Annotated in this window: 12 protein-coding genes, 2 rRNA genes and 1 riboswitch; of the genes, 1 reads left to right on the forward strand and 13 read right to left on the reverse strand. The window is 66.8% G+C overall.

What is annotated here, in order from left to right:
• Positions 1 to 47 precede the first annotated feature (47 nt).
• A complete protein-coding gene (gcvP, locus tag HDA41_RS06380; RefSeq protein ID WP_184981517.1) occupies positions 48 to 2,933 on the reverse strand; it encodes an aminomethyl-transferring glycine dehydrogenase in 2,886 nt (961 codons plus the stop codon).
• A gap of 175 nt (positions 2,934 to 3,108) precedes the next feature.
• A riboswitch (glycine riboswitch) is annotated at positions 3,109 to 3,204 on the reverse strand.
• 113 nt (positions 3,205 to 3,317) lie between these two features.
• On the opposite strand from gcvP, the gene HDA41_RS06385 reads away from it, so the two are divergent.
• Positions 3,318 to 3,692 carry a PRC-barrel domain-containing protein gene (locus HDA41_RS06385; RefSeq protein WP_184981520.1) on the forward strand — a complete coding sequence of 125 codons (375 nt, stop codon included), beginning with the start codon at positions 3,318 to 3,320 and terminating at the stop codon, positions 3,690 to 3,692.
• Between the two features lie 44 nt (positions 3,693 to 3,736).
• On the opposite strand, the gene HDA41_RS06390 is transcribed toward HDA41_RS06385, so the two are convergent.
• From HDA41_RS06390 to HDA41_RS06445, 12 genes are all read right to left on the reverse strand, one after another.
• Positions 3,737 to 5,140: a DNA polymerase IV gene (locus HDA41_RS06390; RefSeq protein WP_184981522.1), complete on the reverse strand. Its 1,404-nt coding sequence runs from the start codon at positions 5,138 to 5,140 to the stop codon at positions 3,737 to 3,739.
• A gap of 134 nt (positions 5,141 to 5,274) precedes the next feature.
• Positions 5,275 to 5,958 (reverse strand): MerR family transcriptional regulator, encoded by a 684-nt coding sequence (locus HDA41_RS06395; RefSeq protein ID WP_184981524.1) that lies wholly within the window; start codon positions 5,956 to 5,958, stop codon positions 5,275 to 5,277.
• Positions 5,959 to 6,271: 313 nt separating this feature from the next.
• On the reverse strand, positions 6,272 to 6,745 hold the full coding sequence (locus HDA41_RS06400; protein WP_003988851.1) for a bifunctional nuclease family protein: 474 nt from the start codon (positions 6,743 to 6,745) through the stop codon (positions 6,272 to 6,274).
• An 85-nt stretch (positions 6,746 to 6,830) separates the two neighbouring features.
• Positions 6,831 to 7,565 carry a transcriptional regulator FtsR gene (gene ftsR, locus HDA41_RS06405; RefSeq protein ID WP_184981526.1) on the reverse strand — a complete coding sequence of 245 codons (735 nt, stop codon included), beginning with the start codon at positions 7,563 to 7,565 and terminating at the stop codon, positions 6,831 to 6,833.
• A gap of 51 nt (positions 7,566 to 7,616) precedes the next feature.
• Positions 7,617 to 8,570 carry a zinc-ribbon and FHA domain-containing protein gene (locus HDA41_RS06410; protein WP_184981528.1) on the reverse strand — a complete coding sequence of 318 codons (954 nt, stop codon included), beginning with the start codon at positions 8,568 to 8,570 and terminating at the stop codon, positions 7,617 to 7,619.
• A 61-nt stretch (positions 8,571 to 8,631) separates the two neighbouring features.
• Positions 8,632 to 9,558, reverse strand: coding sequence for a DUF881 domain-containing protein (locus tag HDA41_RS06415; RefSeq protein WP_184981529.1), 927 nt, complete (start codon positions 9,556 to 9,558; stop codon positions 8,632 to 8,634).
• 5 nt (positions 9,559 to 9,563) lie between these two features.
• Entirely contained in the window at positions 9,564 to 9,896 is a 333-nt protein-coding gene (locus tag HDA41_RS06420) for a small basic family protein (RefSeq protein ID WP_003988855.1), read from the reverse strand.
• Positions 9,893 to 10,798, reverse strand: a complete 906-nt coding sequence (locus HDA41_RS06425) for a DUF881 domain-containing protein (protein WP_230299621.1) — start codon at positions 10,796 to 10,798, stop codon at positions 9,893 to 9,895. Before HDA41_RS06425 ends, HDA41_RS06420 begins: the two co-directional genes overlap by 4 nt.
• Positions 10,799 to 10,904: 106 nt before the next feature.
• Entirely contained in the window at positions 10,905 to 13,400 is a 2,496-nt protein-coding gene (locus HDA41_RS06430; protein WP_184993208.1) for a mannose-1-phosphate guanyltransferase, read from the reverse strand.
• Between the two features lie 114 nt (positions 13,401 to 13,514).
• Positions 13,515 to 14,123 (reverse strand): cardiolipin synthase ClsA, encoded by a 609-nt coding sequence (gene clsA / locus HDA41_RS06435; protein WP_184981531.1) that lies wholly within the window; start codon positions 14,121 to 14,123, stop codon positions 13,515 to 13,517.
• A gap of 108 nt (positions 14,124 to 14,231) precedes the next feature.
• Positions 14,232 to 14,348 (reverse strand): 5S ribosomal RNA (gene rrf, locus HDA41_RS06440).
• A gap of 84 nt (positions 14,349 to 14,432) precedes the next feature.
• Positions 14,433 to 17,554 (reverse strand): 23S ribosomal RNA (locus tag HDA41_RS06445).
• Positions 17,555 to 17,838: the final 284 nt, after the last annotated feature.

Below are 17,838 nucleotides of genomic sequence, written 5' to 3' on the forward strand. Positions count from 1 at the left end.
GACCCCGCACCGCGGAGCCCCTCCTCCCCTGCGACCGATCAGGCCGGTCAGTCCTCGTACGCGTCCAGCGGCGGGCAGGAGCAGACCAGGTTCCGGTCACCGAAGGCCTGGTCGATGCGGCGCACCGGCGGCCAGTACTTGTCGGCGACCGAGACCCCGGCCGGGAAGACGGCCTCCTCGCGGCTGTAGGCGTGCTCCCACTCCCCGGCGAGCGTCCCGGCGGTGTGCGGGGCGCCCCGCAGCGGGTTGTCGTCCGCGGGCCACTCGCCGGAGCCGACCTTCTCGATCTCCGCGCGGATGGCGATCATCGCCTCGCAGAACCGGTCCAGCTCGGTCAGGTCCTCCGACTCGGTCGGCTCGATCATCAGTGTCCCGGCCACCGGGAACGACATCGTCGGCGCGTGGAAGCCGTAGTCGATCAGCCGCTTGGCGACGTCGTCGACGCTCACCCCGGTCGCCTTGGTCAGCGGCCGCAGGTCGATGATGCACTCGTGCGCGACGAGCCCGCCGGGGCCGGTGTAGAGCACCGGGTAGTGCGGCTCCAGCCGCTTGGCGATGTAGTTGGCGCTGAGCACCGCGACCTGCGTGGCCCGCTTCAGCCCCTCGCCGCCCATGAGCCGGACGTACGCCCAGGAGATGGGCAGGATGCCGGCGGAACCCCACGGCGCCGCAGAGATGGGGCCGACCCCCGTCTCCGGGCCCGCCTCGGGCTGGAGCGGGTGGTTGGGCAGGTACGGCGCGAGGTGCTCGCGCACCGCCACCGGACCGACGCCCGGACCGCCGCCGCCGTGCGGGATGCAGAAGGTCTTGTGCAGGTTCAGGTGCGAGACGTCACCGCCGAAGTGCCCCGGCTTGGCGAGCCCCACGAGCGCGTTGAGGTTGGCCCCGTCGACGTAGACCTGCCCACCCGCCTCGTGCACCTGCGCGCAGATCTCGGCGACGTGCTCCTCGAACACACCGTGCGTGGACGGGTAGGTGATCATCAGCACCGACAGCTCGTCGCGGTACTGCTCGATCTTCGCCCGCAGGTCCTCGACGTCGATCTCGCCGTCCTCGGCGGTCTTCACGACGACGACCTTCATGCCCGCCATCACCGCGCTCGCGGCGTTGGTCCCGTGCGCCGACGACGGGATCAGGCACACCGTGCGCTGCTCGTCCCCGTTGGCCCGGTGGTACCCGCGTACGGCGAGCAGACCGGCCAGCTCGCCCTGCGACCCGGCGTTCGGCTGGAGGGACACCTTGTCGTACCCGGTGACCTCGGCGAGACGGTCCTCCAGCTCGTGGATGAGCGTGAGGTAGCCCCCGGCCTGCTCGGCGGGCGCGAAGGGGTGCAGCTGCCCGAACTCGGGCCAGGTGACCGGCTCCATCTCCGTGGTCGCGTTGAGCTTCATGGTGCAGGAGCCCAGCGGGATCATGCCCCGGTCGAGCGCGTAGTCGCGGTCGGCCAGCCGGCGCAGGTAGCGCAGCATGGCCGTCTCGGAGCGGTGCTGATGGAAGACGGGGTGCGTCAGGTACTCGTCGGTCCGCAGCAGCGCGTCCGCAAGCCCGTCCTCGGTGGCCGCGTCCAGCGCCTCGATGATCCCCTCGACACCGAAGGCGGCCCATACGGCACGCAGCTGGGCGCGCGTGGTGGTCTCGTCGCAGGCGATCGAGACGTGGTCGGCGTCGACGAAACGGAGGTTGACCCCGTTCTCCCGCGCGGCGGCCACGACGTCGGCGGCCCGGCCCTCGACACGCACGGTCAGCGTGTCGAAGTAGGAGCCGTGCACGACCTCGACCCCGCCGTCCGCGAGCCCGGCGGCGAGGACCGTGGCGTACCGGTGGGTGCGCCGCGCGATGCCCTTCAGGCCTTCCGGCCCGTGGTAGACGGCGTACATGCCCGCCATGACGGCGAGCAGCACCTGGGCGGTGCAGATGTTGCTGGTGGCCTTCTCGCGGCGGATGTGCTGCTCACGCGTCTGGAGCGCCAGCCGGTACGCCCTGTTCCCGTCCGCGTCCACGGACACGCCGACGAGCCGCCCGGGCAGGCTGCGCGCCATCTTCTCCTTGACCGCCATGTAGCCGGCGTGCGGACCGCCGAAGCCCATCGGCACACCGAAGCGCTGCGTCGTCCCGACGGCGATGTCCGCGCCGAGCTCACCGGGCGACTTCAGGAGCGTCAGCGCGAGCAGATCGGCGGCGACGGTGACGAGCGCCCCGAGCTCGTGTGCCTGGTCGATGACCGGCTTGATGTCCCGTACGGCTCCGGAGGCGCCCGGGTACTGGATGAGCACGCCGTTGATCTCGCGCTCGGCGATCTCGGCGGGGATGCCCTCGCCGAGGTCGGCGACGACGACCTCGACGCCGGCCGGCTCGGCCCGGGTCTGGATCACGGCGATGGTCTGCGGCAGCGCGTCCGCGTCGACCAGGAACAGTCCCTTCTTGTTCTTGCCGAGCCGCCGCGACAGTGCCATGGCCTCTGCGGCCGCGGTGCCCTCGTCGAGCAGGGAGGCACCGGAGGTCGGCAGTCCGGTCAGGTCGGCGACCATGGTCTGGAAGTTGAGCAGCGCCTCGAGCCGCCCCTGCGAGATCTCCGGCTGGTACGGCGTGTAGGCCGTGTACCAGGCCGGGTTCTCCATGACGTTGCGCATGATGACCGGCGGCGTGAACGTGCCGTAGTACCCGAGCCCGATCATGGAGTCGAGGACCTGGTTGCGGTCGGCGAGGGAGCGCAGCTCGGCGATCACCTCGGCCTCGCTGCGGGCGCCCGGCAGGTCCAGCGCCTCGGCGCTCTTGATCACGGCCGGGACCGCTGCGGCCGTGAGCTCGTCCAGCGAGCCGTAGCCGACCTGCGCGAGCATCTTGGCGCGGGCCTCGTGGTCGGGGCCGATGTGGCGCTGCTCGAAGGGAACTGCCTCTTCGAGCTCGGAGAGCGGAATGCGGTGGGCGGTCATTACGGAGGCCTCCTGGTCGACACGACCTTCGAGGGGCACCACGGCACGGGTACCCGAACGGCCTCCCCCTCTGTCATCTCGACCTGAGAGCTTCACCGGATCGCCCGAAGGCCTCCGGCTTTCACCGTCGGTGAGAGCGGAAGCCGTCGACACCCGCCCTGCTTTCCAGAGTGACCTCGTCCGTGCGGTACGTGAGCCTGAGAGATTCCGGGGAGGATTTGCTCCTTCGGCGCCTCCGATGGTGCCTGGAGGACTCTCCCGCACGGGGTCAGCAGCCGCTGCCAGCGTACCAGCGCGGTCAACGCACGAACCTTCGAGTGGCCGCCTCCTCGATTGTGCCGTTTTGTAGTGCCTACGAATGAGTTGCGACCATGTGGAGGGCCCGTGCGAACCGATATCGATCCGCGCAACCTGATCGGCCGCAAGGCGTTCGACCGCAACGGAACCAGGATCGGCACGATCGACGAGGTCTATCTCGACGACGCCACCGGCGAACCGGAGTGGGCGGCCATACGGACCGGCCTGTTCAGCAGGGACGCATTCGTCCCCCTGGAGCCCAGCGAACTGATCGACGGCGCCCTCCACGTGCCCTTCGACCGCGCCCTGATCAAGGACGCCCCCGACTTCGGCGTGGGCCGCCACCTCTCCCCGGAACAGGAACTCCTGCTCTACCACCACTACGGCCTCGACGTCGCCGCCCCTCCTCCGCTCGCGGACCACGACTTCGGCAGACTGGCAGGCACGGACGAGACGGCCTGAACCCCGCCGAGCCCTCCGGCCCAGCCGCCTGGCCGTCCAGCCGTCTAAGGGGCACCGGACCGCAGCCCCACAGCTCCGGACCCGCCCTCCGGCCCGCGACTGCCCTCCGGTCTCGATAAAACCAGCGGCAACGGATCCGCCGGCTCCAGATCCGGATCGTCGACCCGGAAGGTCCGCACCCGCCCGGGCTCCGAGCCGGGCGTCTCGAACCGCACGGTGACCCGCCCCAGACCGCTTCCCTGCACCCACCCGTGCCCGAACTCGGCGTGCCGTACGTCGTGCCCGGCGGGCCACCGCCGCTCGGCGAGCGCCGGCTGCTCCTCGACCGGCGCCACGGCGTCCTCGTCCACGGGCCCCTGCGCGTCCGCCCGCTCCCCCGCCGCCTGCGCGAAGAGATCCTCCTGCGTGTAGTCGGCGAGCCCGCTGACACCCACCCCGAGCAGCCGCACACCGCCCGTGGTGTCGACCGAGTCCAGCAACCGGGCCGCCGCCTCGCGGATCACCCCGGGATCGTCCGTGGGCCCGCGCAGCGTCTCGGACCGGGTGAGCGTCGAGAAGTCGTACCGCCGCACCTTCAGCACGATGGTCCGCCCGGACAGCCCGGACCCGCGCAGCCGCCGCACGCACCGGTCGGCGAGCCGCTGCACCTCGAGACCGACCCGCACCCGGTCGTGGATATCCACGTCGTAGGTGTCCTCGACCGACACCGACTTCGCCTCCCGCTCCGCCACCACGGGCCGGTCGTCCCGCGCGAGCGCCATGGCGTAGAGGCCGTGCCCGTGGGACTTTCCCAGCAGCCGGACCATCTCGTCCTCGCCCGCCTCGACGATCTCCTCGATCGTGGTGATCCCGGCCCGCCGCAGGTGGTCGCCCGTCGCCGGCCCGACCCCCGGCAGTGTCCGCACCGACATCGGCCCGAGCATCGCCCGCTCGGTCCCCGGCTCGATCACCACCAGCCCGTCGGGCTTGGCCTGCTCCGAGGCGATCTTCGCGAGCATCTTGGAGGCGGCGAGCCCGACCGACCCCGTGAGTCCGGTGACGGCCCGTATGTCCGCGCGCAGCCGCGCCCCGACCAGCCGCGCCGACTGCTCATCCCAGGCCGCTCCCCCGGCCTCCAGGTCCACGAACGCCTCGTCCAGGCTCAGCGGCTCCACCAGCGGCGACAGCGCCCGCAGCAGCTCCATCACCCGCTCGCTGATCGCCTTGTAGAACCCGAAGCGCGGCACGAGATACGCGGCGTTGGGCGCAAGTCGCCGGGCCTGTCCCATAGGCATCGCCGAATGCACGCCGAAGACCCTGGCCTCGTACGACGCCGTGGCCACCACGCCCCGCGGCCCCAGCCCGCCCACGACGACGGCTTTCCCGCGCAGACTCGGCTTGGACGCCTGCTCCACCGAGGCGAAGAAGGCATCCATGTCGAGATGCAGGATCGTAGGCGCGGTTCTCACATCTCCGATGCTGCCCTACGCCACTGACAACGCATGGACAGCCGCCCGACACCCCACGGGAGAAACCGCTTGCAGCCCGGCGCGGACACATCTCGCCTGTCATGGCCACAGGGGGCAGGGCACGGCCGGACGGCTCAGACGGCCCTGTTCCGCCGTCGCGCCAGCTCGTCCGCCGGGTTGGGCCCGATCAGCGTCTCGCCGGTATCGATGCGCTCCCCGTGCAGCTGGGACAGCGCGCTTTCGACGTCCCGCCACACCACGCCCACGGCGATCCCGAAGACCCCCTGGCCCCCTTGGAGCAGGGCGTGGACCTCGTCCGGCGAGGTGCACTCGTAGACCGTCGCACCGTCGCTCATCAGCGTCATCCGCTCCAGGTCGCGGAAACCGCGTTCCCTGAGGTGCTGGACGGCCGTGCGGATGTTCTGGAGCGACACCCCGGTGTCGAGGAACCGCTTGACGATCTTCAGAACGACGACGTCCCGGAAGCTGTACAGCCGCTGCGTCCCCGACCCGTGGGCGGGGCGCACGCTCGGCTCGACGAGGCCGGTGCGGGCCCAGTAGTCCAACTGCCGGTAGGTGATACCGGCGGCCGCACAGGCCGTGGGGCCGCGATAGCCGATCTGCTCGGACGCCATGGACGTCGTCCCTCCGCTGCTCGGCACGGCCGTCGGTCGCTGCGGAGCATGATCAGCCGCGCCGCCGGGCTGGGGACACGCCCCGCTCGCGCGGAGCCGTGAGCCCGGGGGAGGGTACGGACCGCTCGCCCTGAGACTGCGCTCGGGGCCGCCCCCAGCCGTACCGTCGCCGCTGCTTCTCACGCCGACCTCCGTCCTTGACCTGCCTTCTCGACGGTAGGCAGTCACCAGGGGTGCGTCAACGATCGCCACACTCGCCACGCCGAGTGATAATCACCCTAAGAGTGGTTTCCCGTGCCCCACCGCGGGGAAAGGCTAGCCGAATGCCCCGAGACGGGCCGCGTGACGCTCTTCCTCGCCTCCGGCACATGCGGGCATTTCACCCCTCACACATGCGGCGGGCGACCCTGCCGCGGACCACTTCGTCCGCCGGGCCGCCCACAGGCCTCACCGACCGCTGATGCCCCGCCGTCCGGCTCTCACCGAAAGCCGGGACTCACTGGCTGCTGCTGCCGAAATCCTCCGGGGAGATCTGGTCGAGGAACTCGCGGAACTTCTCCACCTCGTCCTCCTGCTCGTCCGGGATCGCGATACCAGCGTCGTCGAGCACCGTGTCACTACCGTAGATCGGCGTGCCGGTGCGCAGGGCCAGCGCTATGGCGTCGGACGGGCGGGCGCTCACCTCGACGCCGCTGGCGAAGACCAGTTCCGCGTAGAAGACGCCCTCACGCAGGTCCGTGATGCGCACTTCCGTGAGCTCCTGACCGACGGCTTCCAGCACATCCTTGAACAGGTCGTGGGTCAGCGGCCGCGCAGGAGCCATGCCCTGCTGGGCGAAGGCGATCGCCGTCGCCTCCCCCGGTCCGATCCAGATGGGGAGGTAACGGTCGCCTCCCACTTCACGCAGCAGCACGATCGGTTGGTTGGAGGGCATTTCCACCCGGACACCTACGACATCGAGCTCGTTCACACAGCAACCCTAGGCCGTGCTCGGGATGTTTGGGTAGTCGGGCCGGGATCGGGCGCCTGATCCGGCCCCCGCGACCGGCTCCGGCTCAGGGCAACCGCACGCCGAGCGCCGTCTGCACCAGCGCGGCGTGCAGCTTCACGGTGAGCCCCGCCAGCTCCTTGGTACGAGCCTCCGCATGAGCCCTGGTCTGCGGGTTCCGGTGTCGCTTCAGCGGGGCCACCACCTGGTCCACGAGCCCGGCCTCGCGGTCGGCGGCGGCCTTCATCACCCTCAGGTGCCGCGGCTCGATCCCGAACCGCCCCAGCGCGGCGATGAGCGAGGCCACCGTGACCGCCTCCGCGTCGTACACCCCGTCCTCCAGTGGGGTGACGAGCCCGTACGACTCCCACTCCCGGAGCTCCTCCGCGCCGACACCGGCGGCGGCGAGCAGCTCGTCGCGCCCGATCCTGGCCGCCGTGGGCGTCTCGGGGGATTCGGGCACGGTGTCGCCGTCACGCTGACGGCCCAGCGCCGGCAGCTGGACGGCCTCGCCGCGCTCCATGGCCTCCAGGTGCTCGCGGATCACCTTCAGGGGCAGATAGTGGTCCCGCTGCATCCTCAGGACGTGACCGAGACGCTCGACGTCGTGCGCACTGAACTTGCGATACCCCGACGGGGTCCGCTGCGGCTCGATGAGCCCCTCCGCCTCCAGGAAACGGATCTTGGAGATGGTGACTTCGGGAAACTCGTCGCGCAGCACGTTCAGCACCGTGCCGATGCTCATCAGCCTGTCCGTGGCGGCGGCGCCGCGCCCGGCACCGCCGCTCGGTGTTTGAAGCATGGACCTTCCCTGACGGACGGACCTTCGCGGGGTTCCCCGGACGGGATCCGGTCAGTAGCCCCGCTGGCTGGCGTAGAAGACCAGCCGGTACTTGCCGATCTGCACCTCGTCACCATTGTTCAGGGCGACCTGGTCGATCCGCTCGCGGTTGACGTACGTGCCGTTCAGGCTGCCCACGTCGGCCACCGTGAACGAGCCGTCCTGACCCCGGCGGAACTCCACATGGCGCCGGGAGACCGTCACGTCGTCCAGGAAGATGTCGCTCTGCGGATGACGCCCGGCCGTGGTCAGATCGCCGTCCAGCAGGAAGCGGCTGCCCGAGTTCGGCCCGCGGCGCACGACCAGGAGCGCGGAGCCCAGCGGCAGCGCGTCGACTGCAGCCTGCGCCTCGGGGGACAGCGTCGGCATCGGCGTCTGGCCGGTGGTCTCGCTGTCGTAGGCCTCAAGACCGGAGATGGAGATCGTGGAGGTCGTCTCGGACGGACGCTCCGCCGCCGCCCCGGCCCGCAGCGGCGCGCCGCAGTTGGAGCAGAAGCGGCTGTTCTCCGCGTTGCGGTTACCGCACCTCGTACACACCAGGGCCGACATCGGATCCTCCTGCCGCGGCTGCCCACCGGGGGCATGGGACGCATACGGGTCGGAAAACCCTCCACCCGCACCTGAGGTTGACGGTTGCCCGAAACCTATGCCGCCGGGCTGCGCAGGGTCAACCGACGGCGCGCCCTGACCTCCGGAAACGTCACCGCCCGGACCACCGACCTGGTCCCGGAACAGCGGCCGCTGGCCCTCCGCGTCAGGCTGTGCGCGATGGCGAGCGGTCGCGTTGTCGCTACCCTCTCGCGCGCTCTTGCCGAACAACTTCGCAAACAACTTCACGGGCGATTCCCCTTGACCGAAACAGACCCGCCCGTGGGGCAGGACGAACCCTGACTGAACACTCTGGCCGACCCGGACATCCTGACAACGTCCGTCTGCACCAGACAGTTTCCACCACGCACCACCCATTCGGTGCGCCGACCCCCCGCAACCTCATGCCCTCGCCGAACGTCGCCCATGCACCCCCGGTTCACTGGGAGGACGACCGAGCGTAGTCAGGCCGCTTCACCGCCCGCAAGGCGTCCACGACGATCTTGGTCGACCGCTCGATGGTGACCGTGGCCTGTTCCTTCTCGAGAGTCTGCACCACGCCTCCGGGGATGTTGAGCGCCGGCTCGAGGTCCTGCGGCTTGCCGATGACCTTGAAACGATAGGGCGCGTTGATCTTGTTCCCGTCGACGCCCACACCCTTGCCGGAGTCCGTCAGATAGGTGCCCGCGACGACCCGTACGCCGTTCACCTGAATCGCCTCGGCACCCGCCGCGCGCAGCTCCTGGATCGCGTCGAGCAGCATGTCCGCCTCGACCGTCCCCTTCGTGTCCTCGATGGTCATGGTGATGCCGGGCCCCTGCGCGGCCACGGTGCCCGCCAGGATGCCGAGTTGCCTCTCCTTCTCGATGGTCTGCTTCCGGGCCTCCTCGGCCTGGTCCGAGCTGTTCTCCAGCTCGTCGCGCTGCCTCTCGAGGCCCTGCTTCTCGTCCTCAAGACGCTGCGTACGGTCATCCAGTTCATCGAGGATGCGGACAAGATCTTCCTGACGCGCCCCGCGTAGCGCGCTGTCACCGTCGCTGTTCGAGGCCACCTGCACGGCCAGCCCGAACCCGAGGCCGAACAGCAGTACCGCGACGATGAGTTGGGCCCGTGAGACCCGCGGCGGCCACAGCCCCTTCACCAGCCGCTGCCGACCGGTCAGCCGCGGCTCGGCATCGGGCTCGGGGGCTGCCTCCGGTTCGGGTTCGGGTTCCGGCTCCGGGGTGTCCTGGGCGGCGGGCACCGGCACGGACACCTCTTGGGGCAGTTCCTCGCGCAGCCTGTTCCCGGACGAGCCGCTCCCGTCGCTCCGGTCCGCGGGCGGGTCGCTCTTCTCCTCGGGGCGCTTGTCGTCCTGCTCGCTCATCGGCCTCACGCCCGGAACACGTGCCGGCGGATCGCCGCAGCGTTGGAGAAGATCCGGATACCGAGGACGACCACCACACCGGTGGACAGCTGGGCACCCACGCCCAGCTTGTCCCCCAGGAACACGATCAACGCGGCCACCACCACGTTCGACAGGAACGACACCACGAAGACCTTGTCGTCGAAGATGCCGTCGAGCATGGCCCGCAGGCCGCCGAAGACGGCGTCGAGCGCCGCCACGACAGCGATCGGCAGATAAGGCTCGACCACCGCCGGAACCTCAGGCCGGACCAACAGGCCGGCCACGACTCCCACGACGAGGCCCAGTACGGCGATCACGATGTGCCCTTCTCGCTCTTCTCAGTGCTCGGCTGTGCTGTACGTACGATCACACTCGGGGCGGCAGGCAGCCGAAGGTCCTCCTCCACGGAGATGCCTGTCCTGATGCCGTAGCTCTCCTGCAGCGCGTGCAGATACAGCCCGTCCGCGCTGTTCTGGAACCGAGTGCTCAGCCGCTGCCCGTCCCCCACCGCGAGCACCGTGTACGGCGGCACCAGCGGCTTGTTGTCGACCAGTATCGCGTCCCCCGCGGCCCTGATCGCGGACAGCGCGGTCAGCCGCTGCCCGTTGATCGAGACCGCCTCGGCGCCCGACTCCCACAGCCCGTTGACCACGCGCTGCATGTCCCGGTCGCGCACCCGGCCGATGTCGGAGAACCCGGTGGTCTCTCGCGGGTTATCGTCACCGCCCGTGCCGGTGTCCTTGGCGTCGTTCACCACGAGCTTCACGCCCGGGCCGTGCACCGCCGTGGCACCCGACAGAATGCCCACGATCTCGGACTCGGCGCTGCCACCGCTGTGCTTCAGCGCCTCCCGCTGTCGCGCGCTCACGTCCCCGCGCAGCCGGTCGACGGCATCCTCCAGCTTGTCCGCCGCCTCGGTCTCCCGGTCGATCCTGTCGACCAGTTCCTCGCGCTCCTTGGCCACGACCGGAGCGGCGACCCGCGCCTGCGCCGCCCCCACGGTCACGACGAGGGCCGCGAGCACCAGGCCGGCGGCAAGCCCCAGCTTCGCCCTGAGCGTCTTCGGCATGCCGGCGTCACCCGCGGCCTTCTTCCGCGCGGCGGCCTCGGCGTATCCGTCGTCGAGGCTGTGGTCCATGACGTTGGTGATCAACGACATGGACGCGTCCGGGCGCCTGGGCCGCGTCGGTGTGCTCCGAATGGGGGGTTGCTGCGGCATGCCGCACATCGTCGCACGTCGGGGCCACTACCTCCGAACGGCCCCACCGGCGTGCCGGACAGGCCCCCTGGGGGACGCTTGTCCGGCACGCACGCGTGCAGCCGTTCTACCGGCCGGCGCTGTCCACGACCGCCGACCACTCATCCAGCAGAGCCTGCGCGGAGGCGTCGTCCGGCCCTTCCGCCCATAGGTGGGTGACGGCCTCGGCCGGGTCGGGCAGCACCATCACCCAACGGCCGTCCGTCTCCACCACGCGCACGCCGTCCGTGGTGTCGACGAACCGGTCTCCGGCAGCCTCGACGACCCGCCGCATCACGAGCCCCTTGACGGCCCACGGAGTCGCCAGATCCCGCTTCAGGACGTGCGCCCGCGGGATCCGCGCGTCGATCTGGCTGAGCGTGAGCTGCGTCCGCGCCACGAGCCCGATGAGTCGTACGAACGCCGCGGTGGCGTCGTACACGCTGCTGAACTCGGGGACGATGAAGCCGCCCTTGCCGTCGCCGCCGAAGATCGTCCCTTCCTCACCGCCCACGCGCGTGAGGTCGTCGGGAGACGTGGTCGTCCACTCGACCTGAGTCCCGTGGTACGCCGCCACCTGCTCGGCGATCCGGGTCGTGGTCACCGGCAGCGCGACCCGGCCGCTGCGCCGCTCGGCCGCGATGAGGTCGAGCATCACGAGCAGCGCCCGGTCGTCCTCGATGATGCGCCCCTTCTCGTCGACGAGGGACAGCCGCTCACCGACGGGATCGAACCGCACCCCGAACGCGGCCCCCGAGGACGCCACGATCTCCCCGAGACGCACCATCCCCGACCGCCGCATGTCGGCCGTCTCCGTCGGCCTGGACTCGTCGAGACCGGGATTGATCGTCAGCGAGTCGACACCGAGCTTCCCCAGCAGACTCGGCAGCACGAGTCCCGCACTTCCGTTGGACGCGTCCACGACCACCTTCAGACCGGACTCCGCGATCCCGGTCGTGTCGACGTTCCGCAGCAGCGACCCGGTGTACGAGTCGAAGACACTCGCCGGGAAGTGCAGGTCACCGATCTCCCCGGGGAAGGCTCGCCGGTACTCCTGCCTCGCGAACACCCGGTCCAGCTTCCGCTGGCTGCCCTGCGACAGGTCCGCGCCCTGCCCGTCGAAGAACATGATGTCGACGGAGTCCGGCACCCCGGGCGTCGTACGGATCATGATCCCGCCCGCGCTGCCTCGCGCTGTCTGCTGCCGGGCCACCGGCAGCGGCACGTTCTCCAGGTCCCGTACGTCGATGGCGCTGGCCTGCAAGGCGGAGATCACCGCCCGCTTCAAGGCTCGGGCACCACGCGAGTGGTCGCGGGCCGTAGTGACGGTCGAGCCCTTCTTCAGGGTCGTCGCATAGGCACCGGCAAGCCGTACCGCCAGCTCCGGTGTGATCTCCACGTTCAGGATTCCGGACACCCCACGGGCCCCGAAGAGATGCGCCTGCCCCCTGGATTCCCAGATGACCGAGGTATTGACGAAGGCACCGGCTTCGATGGTCTTGAACGGATAGACCCGCACATTGCCCTGAACGATCGATTCTTCACCGATCAGGCACTCATCACCGATGACCGCCCCGTCCTCGATCCGCGCCGCGCGCATGATGTCGGTGTTCTTTCCGACCACGCAACCGCGCAGATTGCTGTGCGGCCCCACGTAGACGTTGTCGTGAACGACGGCCTTGTGCAGAAAAGCGCCGCTCTTGACGACCACGTTGGAGCCCACGACGGTGTGCTCACGGATTTCGGCGCCGACCTCGACCTTTGCGTAGTCCCCGATGTAAAGCGGCCCACGGAGCACGGCGTCAGGATGGACCTCGGCCCCCTCGGCGACCCACACCCCGGGGGAGATCTCGAACCCGTCGATGTCGACGTCGACCTTGCCCTCCAGGACATCGGCCTGCGCCTTCACATAGCTCTCGTGGGTGCCGACGTCCTCCCAGTACCCCTCGGCGATGTAGCCGTAGACCGGTTTGCCTTCCTTCATCAACTGCGGGAAGACATCGCCGGACCAGTCGACGGGCACATCGGGTTCGACATAGTCGAAGACCTCGGGCTCCATCACATAGATGCCGGTGTTCACGGTGTCGGAGAAGACCTGGCCCCAGGTCGGCTTCTCGAGGAAGCGCTCAACCTTGCCTTCCTCGTCGACAATGGTGATGCCGAATTCCAACGGATTGGGCACACGCGTCAGACAGACCGTGACCAGGGCGCCCTTTTCCTTGTGGAAATTGATGAGCTCGGTGAGATCGAAATCCGTCAGTGCATCGCCGGAGATGACGAGGAAGGCATCGTCCTTCAACGCCTCTTCGGCATTCTTGACGCTTCCAGCGGTACCGAGTGGCTTCTCCTCATTGGCATAGGTGAGCTCCATACCGAGCTCTTCGCCGTCACCGAAGTAGTTCTTGACGAGCGAGGCCAGGAACTGGACAGTTACGACTGTTTCGTTGAGCCCATGCCTTTTCAGCAACCGCAGCACATGCTCCATGATCGGGCGGTTCGCCACGGGCAGGAGCGGCTTGGGCATGCTTGAGGTCATGGGGCGAAGGCGCGTGCCTTCGCCTCCGGCCATCACGACGGCCTTCATGTCGGAAGCGTCCTCCTCTAAAGACGACGGTCTAGCCGACTTCCCCCGCCAGGATTGTCCCGCACTTTTCCACGTCGGGCCATCGGGCCGCGTCAGTGGGGCCAATCCGCGAGTTCAATCGGCCATGGCGTCCGCACGGACGAGGCGGCGGACCTGTACTACGTAGAGGACTCCTGCCCACCAATACAGCGTTGTACCCCATCCGGCGAACGCCCATCCGAAAATGGCAGCCAGTGACGAGATCCAACCGCTTCCATCACTGAGCAGGAGCAGCGGGAAGGCATACATCAAGTTGAAGGTGGCGGCCTTGCCCAGGAAGTTCACCTGGGGCGGCGGATAGCCGTGCCGGCGGAGGATGCCCACCATCACCAGCAGAACCAGCTCCCGCGCCAGAAGTGCAGCAGTCAACCAGAGAGGCAGAATCTCGCGCCAAGTGAGGCCGACGAGAGTCGACAGAATGTAGAGCCGGTCGGCCGCGGGATCCAGGAGCCGGCCGAGGCTGCTGATCTGGTTCCAGCGCCGTGCGAGCTTGCCGTCCAGGTAGTCGCTGACGCCGCTCAGGGCCAGTACCAGAAGGGCCCAGCCGTCACTCTGGGGCCCACCGAACTCAGGCCGCAGAATCAGCCACAGGAAGAGCGGCACGCCGACGAGGCGCGCCATGCTGAGGATGTTCGGGATGGTGAGGACACGGTCCGTCTGGACGCGAGTCTCCTGAACCTCCACCCGGGGGCCTCCTGTGGGAAACGATCCAACGATGCTCCCTGACCTTACCTCAACGCAAAAAAGCTCTGGCTCTCGGGCTGTATGCCCAAGAGCCAGAGCTCAAAAGGAGTTCGGCGGCGTCCTACTCTCCCACAGGGTCCCCCCTGCAGTACCATCGGCGCTGTAAGGCTTAGCTTCCGGGTTCGGAATGTAACCGGGCGTTTCCCCTACGCTATAACCACCGAAACACTATGAAACTGTCAGCCGCACCACGTGTGGCACGTGGGGCTGTTCGTGGTTTCAGAACCAACACAGTGGACGCGAGCAACTGAGGACAAGCCCTCGGCCTATTAGTACCGGTCAACTCCACACGTTACCGTGCTTCCATATCCGGCCTATCAACCCAGTCGTCTACTGGGAGCCTTACCCTCTCTAGGAGGTGGGAGTCCTCATCTCGAAGCAGGCTTCCCGCTTAGATGCTTTCAGCGGTTATCCCTCCCGAACGTAGCCAACCAGCCATGCCCTTGGCAGAACAACTGGCACACCAGAGGTTCGTCCGTCCCGGTCCTCTCGTACTAGGGACAGCCCTTCTCAAGACTCCTACGCGCGCAGCGGATAGGGACCGAACTGTCTCACGACGTTCTAAACCCAGCTCGCGTGCCGCTTTAATGGGCGAACAGCCCAACCCTTGGGACCGACTCCAGCCCCAGGATGCGACGAGCCGACATCGAGGTGCCAAACCATCCCGTCGATATGGACTCTTGGGGAAGATCAGCCTGTTATCCCCGGGGTACCTTTTATCCGTTGAGCGACGGCGCTTCCACAAGCCACCGCCGGATCACTAGTCCCGACTTTCGTCCCTGCTCGACCCGTCGGTCTCACAGTCAAGCTCCCTTGTGCACTTACACTCAACACCTGATTGCCAACCAGGCTGAGGGAACCTTTGGGCGCCTCCGTTACTCTTTAGGAGGCAACCGCCCCAGTTAAACTACCCATCAGACACTGTCCCTGATCCGGATCACGGACCCAGGTTAGACATCCAGCACGACCAGACTGGTATTTCAACGACGACTCCCCCTGAACTGGCGTCCAGAGTTCACAGTCTCCCAGCTATCCTACACAAGCCGAACCGAACACCAATATCAAACTGTAGTAAAGGTCCCGGGGTCTTTCCGTCCTGCTGCGCGAAACGAGCATCTTTACTCGTAGTGCAATTTCACCGGGCCTATGGTTGAGACAGTCGAGAAGTCGTTACGCCATTCGTGCAGGTCGGAACTTACCCGACAAGGAATTTCGCTACCTTAGGATGGTTATAGTTACCACCGCCGTTTACTGGCGCTTAAGTTCTCAGCTTCGCCACCCCGAAGAGTGACTAACCGGTCCCCTTAACGTTCCAGCACCGGGCAGGCGTCAGTCCGTATACATCGCCTTACGGCTTCGCACGGACCTGTGTTTTTAGTAAACAGTCGCTTCTCGCTGGTCTCTGCGGCCACCCCCAGCTCGAGGAGCAAGTCCTCTCACCAAGCGTGGCCCCCCTTCTCCCGAAGTTACGGGGGCATTTTGCCGAGTTCCTTAACCATAGTTCACCCGAACGCCTCGGTATTCTCTACCTGACCACCTGAGTCGGTTTAGGGTACGGGCCGCCATGAAACTCGCTAGAGGCTTTTCTCGACAGCATAGGATCATCCACTTCACCACAATCGGCTCGGCATCAGGTCTCAGCCACATGTACGACGGATTTACCTATCGCACGGCCTACACCCTTACCCCGGGACAACCACCGCCCGGGCTGGACTACCTTCCTGCGTCACCCCATCACTCACCTACTACCACCTTGGTTCGGCGGCTCCACCACTCCCCTTTGCCCGAAGGCTCCAGGACGGCTTCACGGCCTTAGCATCAGCGGGCTCGATGTTTGACGCTTCACAGCGGGTACCGGAATATCAACCGGTTATCCATCGACTACGCCTGTCGGCCTCGCCTTAGGTCCCGACTTACCCTGGGCAGATCAGCTTGACCCAGGAACCCTTAGTCAATCGGCGCACACGTTTCTCACGTGTGAATCGCTACTCATGCCTGCATTCTCACTCGTGAACCGTCCACAACTCGCTTACGCGGCTGCTTCACCCGGCACACGACGCTCCCCTACCCATCACAGCCGGCGTTGGCCGTATTGCTGCAATGACACGACTTCGGCGGTACGCTTGAGCCCCGCTACATTGTCGGCGCGGAATCACTAGACCAGTGAGCTATTACGCACTCTTTCAAGGGTGGCTGCTTCTAAGCCAACCTCCTGGTTGTCTCTGCGACTCCACATCCTTTCCCACTTAGCGTACGCTTAGGGGCCTTAGTCGATGCTCTGGGCTGTTTCCCTCTCGACCATGGAGCTTATCCCCCACAGTCTCACTGCCGCGCTCTCACTTACCGGCATTCGGAGTTTGGCTAAGGTCAGTAACCCGGTAGGGCCCATCGCCTATCCAGTGCTCTACCTCCGGCAAGAAACACACGACGCTGCACCTAAATGCATTTCGGGGAGAACCAGCTATCACGGAGTTTGATTGGCCTTTCACCCCTAACCACAGGTCATCCCCCAGGTTTTCAACCCTGGTGGGTTCGGTCCTCCACGAAGTCTTACCTCCGCTTCAACCTGCCCATGGCTAGATCACTCCGCTTCGGGTCTTGAGCGTGCTACTCAAACGCCCTATTCGGACTCGCTTTCGCTACGGCTTCCCCACACGGGTTAACCTCGCAACACACCGCAAACTCGCAGGCTCATTCTTCAAAAGGCACGCAGTCACGAGAATGAAGACAAGTCTTCATTCCGACGCTCCCACGGCTTGTAGGCACACGGTTTCAGGTACTATTTCACTCCGCTCCCGCGGTACTTTTCACCATTCCCTCACGGTACTATCCGCTATCGGTCACCAGGGAATATTTAGGCTTAGCGGGTGGTCCCGCCAGATTCACACGGGATTTCTCGGGCCCCGTGCTACTTGGGTGTCTCTCAAACGAGCCGCTGATGTTTCGACTACGGGGGTCTTACCCTCTACGCCGGACCTTTCGCATGTCCTTCGCCTACATCAACGGTTTCTGACTCGTCTCACGGCCGGCAGACCATGAAAGAGAGATCCCACAACCCCGTATACGCAACCCCTGCCGGGTCTCACACGCATACGGTTTGGCCTCATCCGGTTTCGCTCGCCACTACTCCCGGAATCACGGTTGTTTTCTCTTCCTGCGGGTACTGAGATGTTTCACTTCCCCGCGTTCCCTCCACTTGCCCTATGTGTTCAGGCAAGGGTGACAGCCCATGACGACTGCCGGGTTTCCCCATTCGGAAACCCCCGGATCAAAGCCTGGTTGACGACTCCCCGGGGACTATCGTGGCCTCCCACGTCCTTCATCGGTTCCTGGTGCCAAGGCATCCACCGTGCGCCCTTAAAAACTTGGCCACAGATGCTCGCGTCCACTGTGCAGTTCTCAAACAACGACCAGCCACCCATCACCCCACCTTTACAGGCGAGTTCACTGGGGCCGGCGACTGAGGAAAAATCCATTCCCTCAGACACCCAACAGCGTGCCCGACACAGCCAGCTGACCAGATCAGCGTTCCACGCTCCGAAGAGCAGTACTAGCGCCTAATCCATCCTGGACCGTGCCGAGTAGTCAACGTTCCACCCATGAGCAACCAGCATCAGACATTCGCTGATGTACTGGCCTCTGACCTCACCCCGAA

Source organism: Streptomyces caelestis, from assembly GCF_014205255.1.
GTDB lineage: Bacteria > Actinomycetota > Actinomycetes > Streptomycetales > Streptomycetaceae > Streptomyces > Streptomyces caelestis.

What these genes read in the sequence shown, in the direction of transcription:
- ftsR (WP_184981526.1), bottom strand. Translation starts at nt 7,565, where the DNA reads ATGCTTCAAACACCGAGCGGCGGTGCCGGGCGCGGCGCCGCCGCCACG.
- HDA41_RS06410 (WP_184981528.1), bottom strand. Translation starts at nt 8,570, where the DNA reads ATGGGTGGTGCGTGGTGGAAACTGTCTGGTGCAGACGGACGTTGTCAG.
- gcvP (WP_184981517.1), bottom strand. Translation starts at nt 2,933, where the DNA reads ATGACCGCCCACCGCATTCCGCTCTCCGAGCTCGAAGAGGCAGTTCCC.
- HDA41_RS06425 (WP_230299621.1), bottom strand. Translation starts at nt 10,798, where the DNA reads ATGCCGCAGCAACCCCCCATTCGGAGCACACCGACGCGGCCCAGGCGC.
- HDA41_RS06415 (WP_184981529.1), bottom strand. Translation starts at nt 9,558, where the DNA reads ATGAGCGAGCAGGACGACAAGCGCCCCGAGGAGAAGAGCGACCCGCCC.
- HDA41_RS06430 (WP_184993208.1), bottom strand. Translation starts at nt 13,400, where the DNA reads ATGAAGGCCGTCGTGATGGCCGGAGGCGAAGGCACGCGCCTTCGCCCC.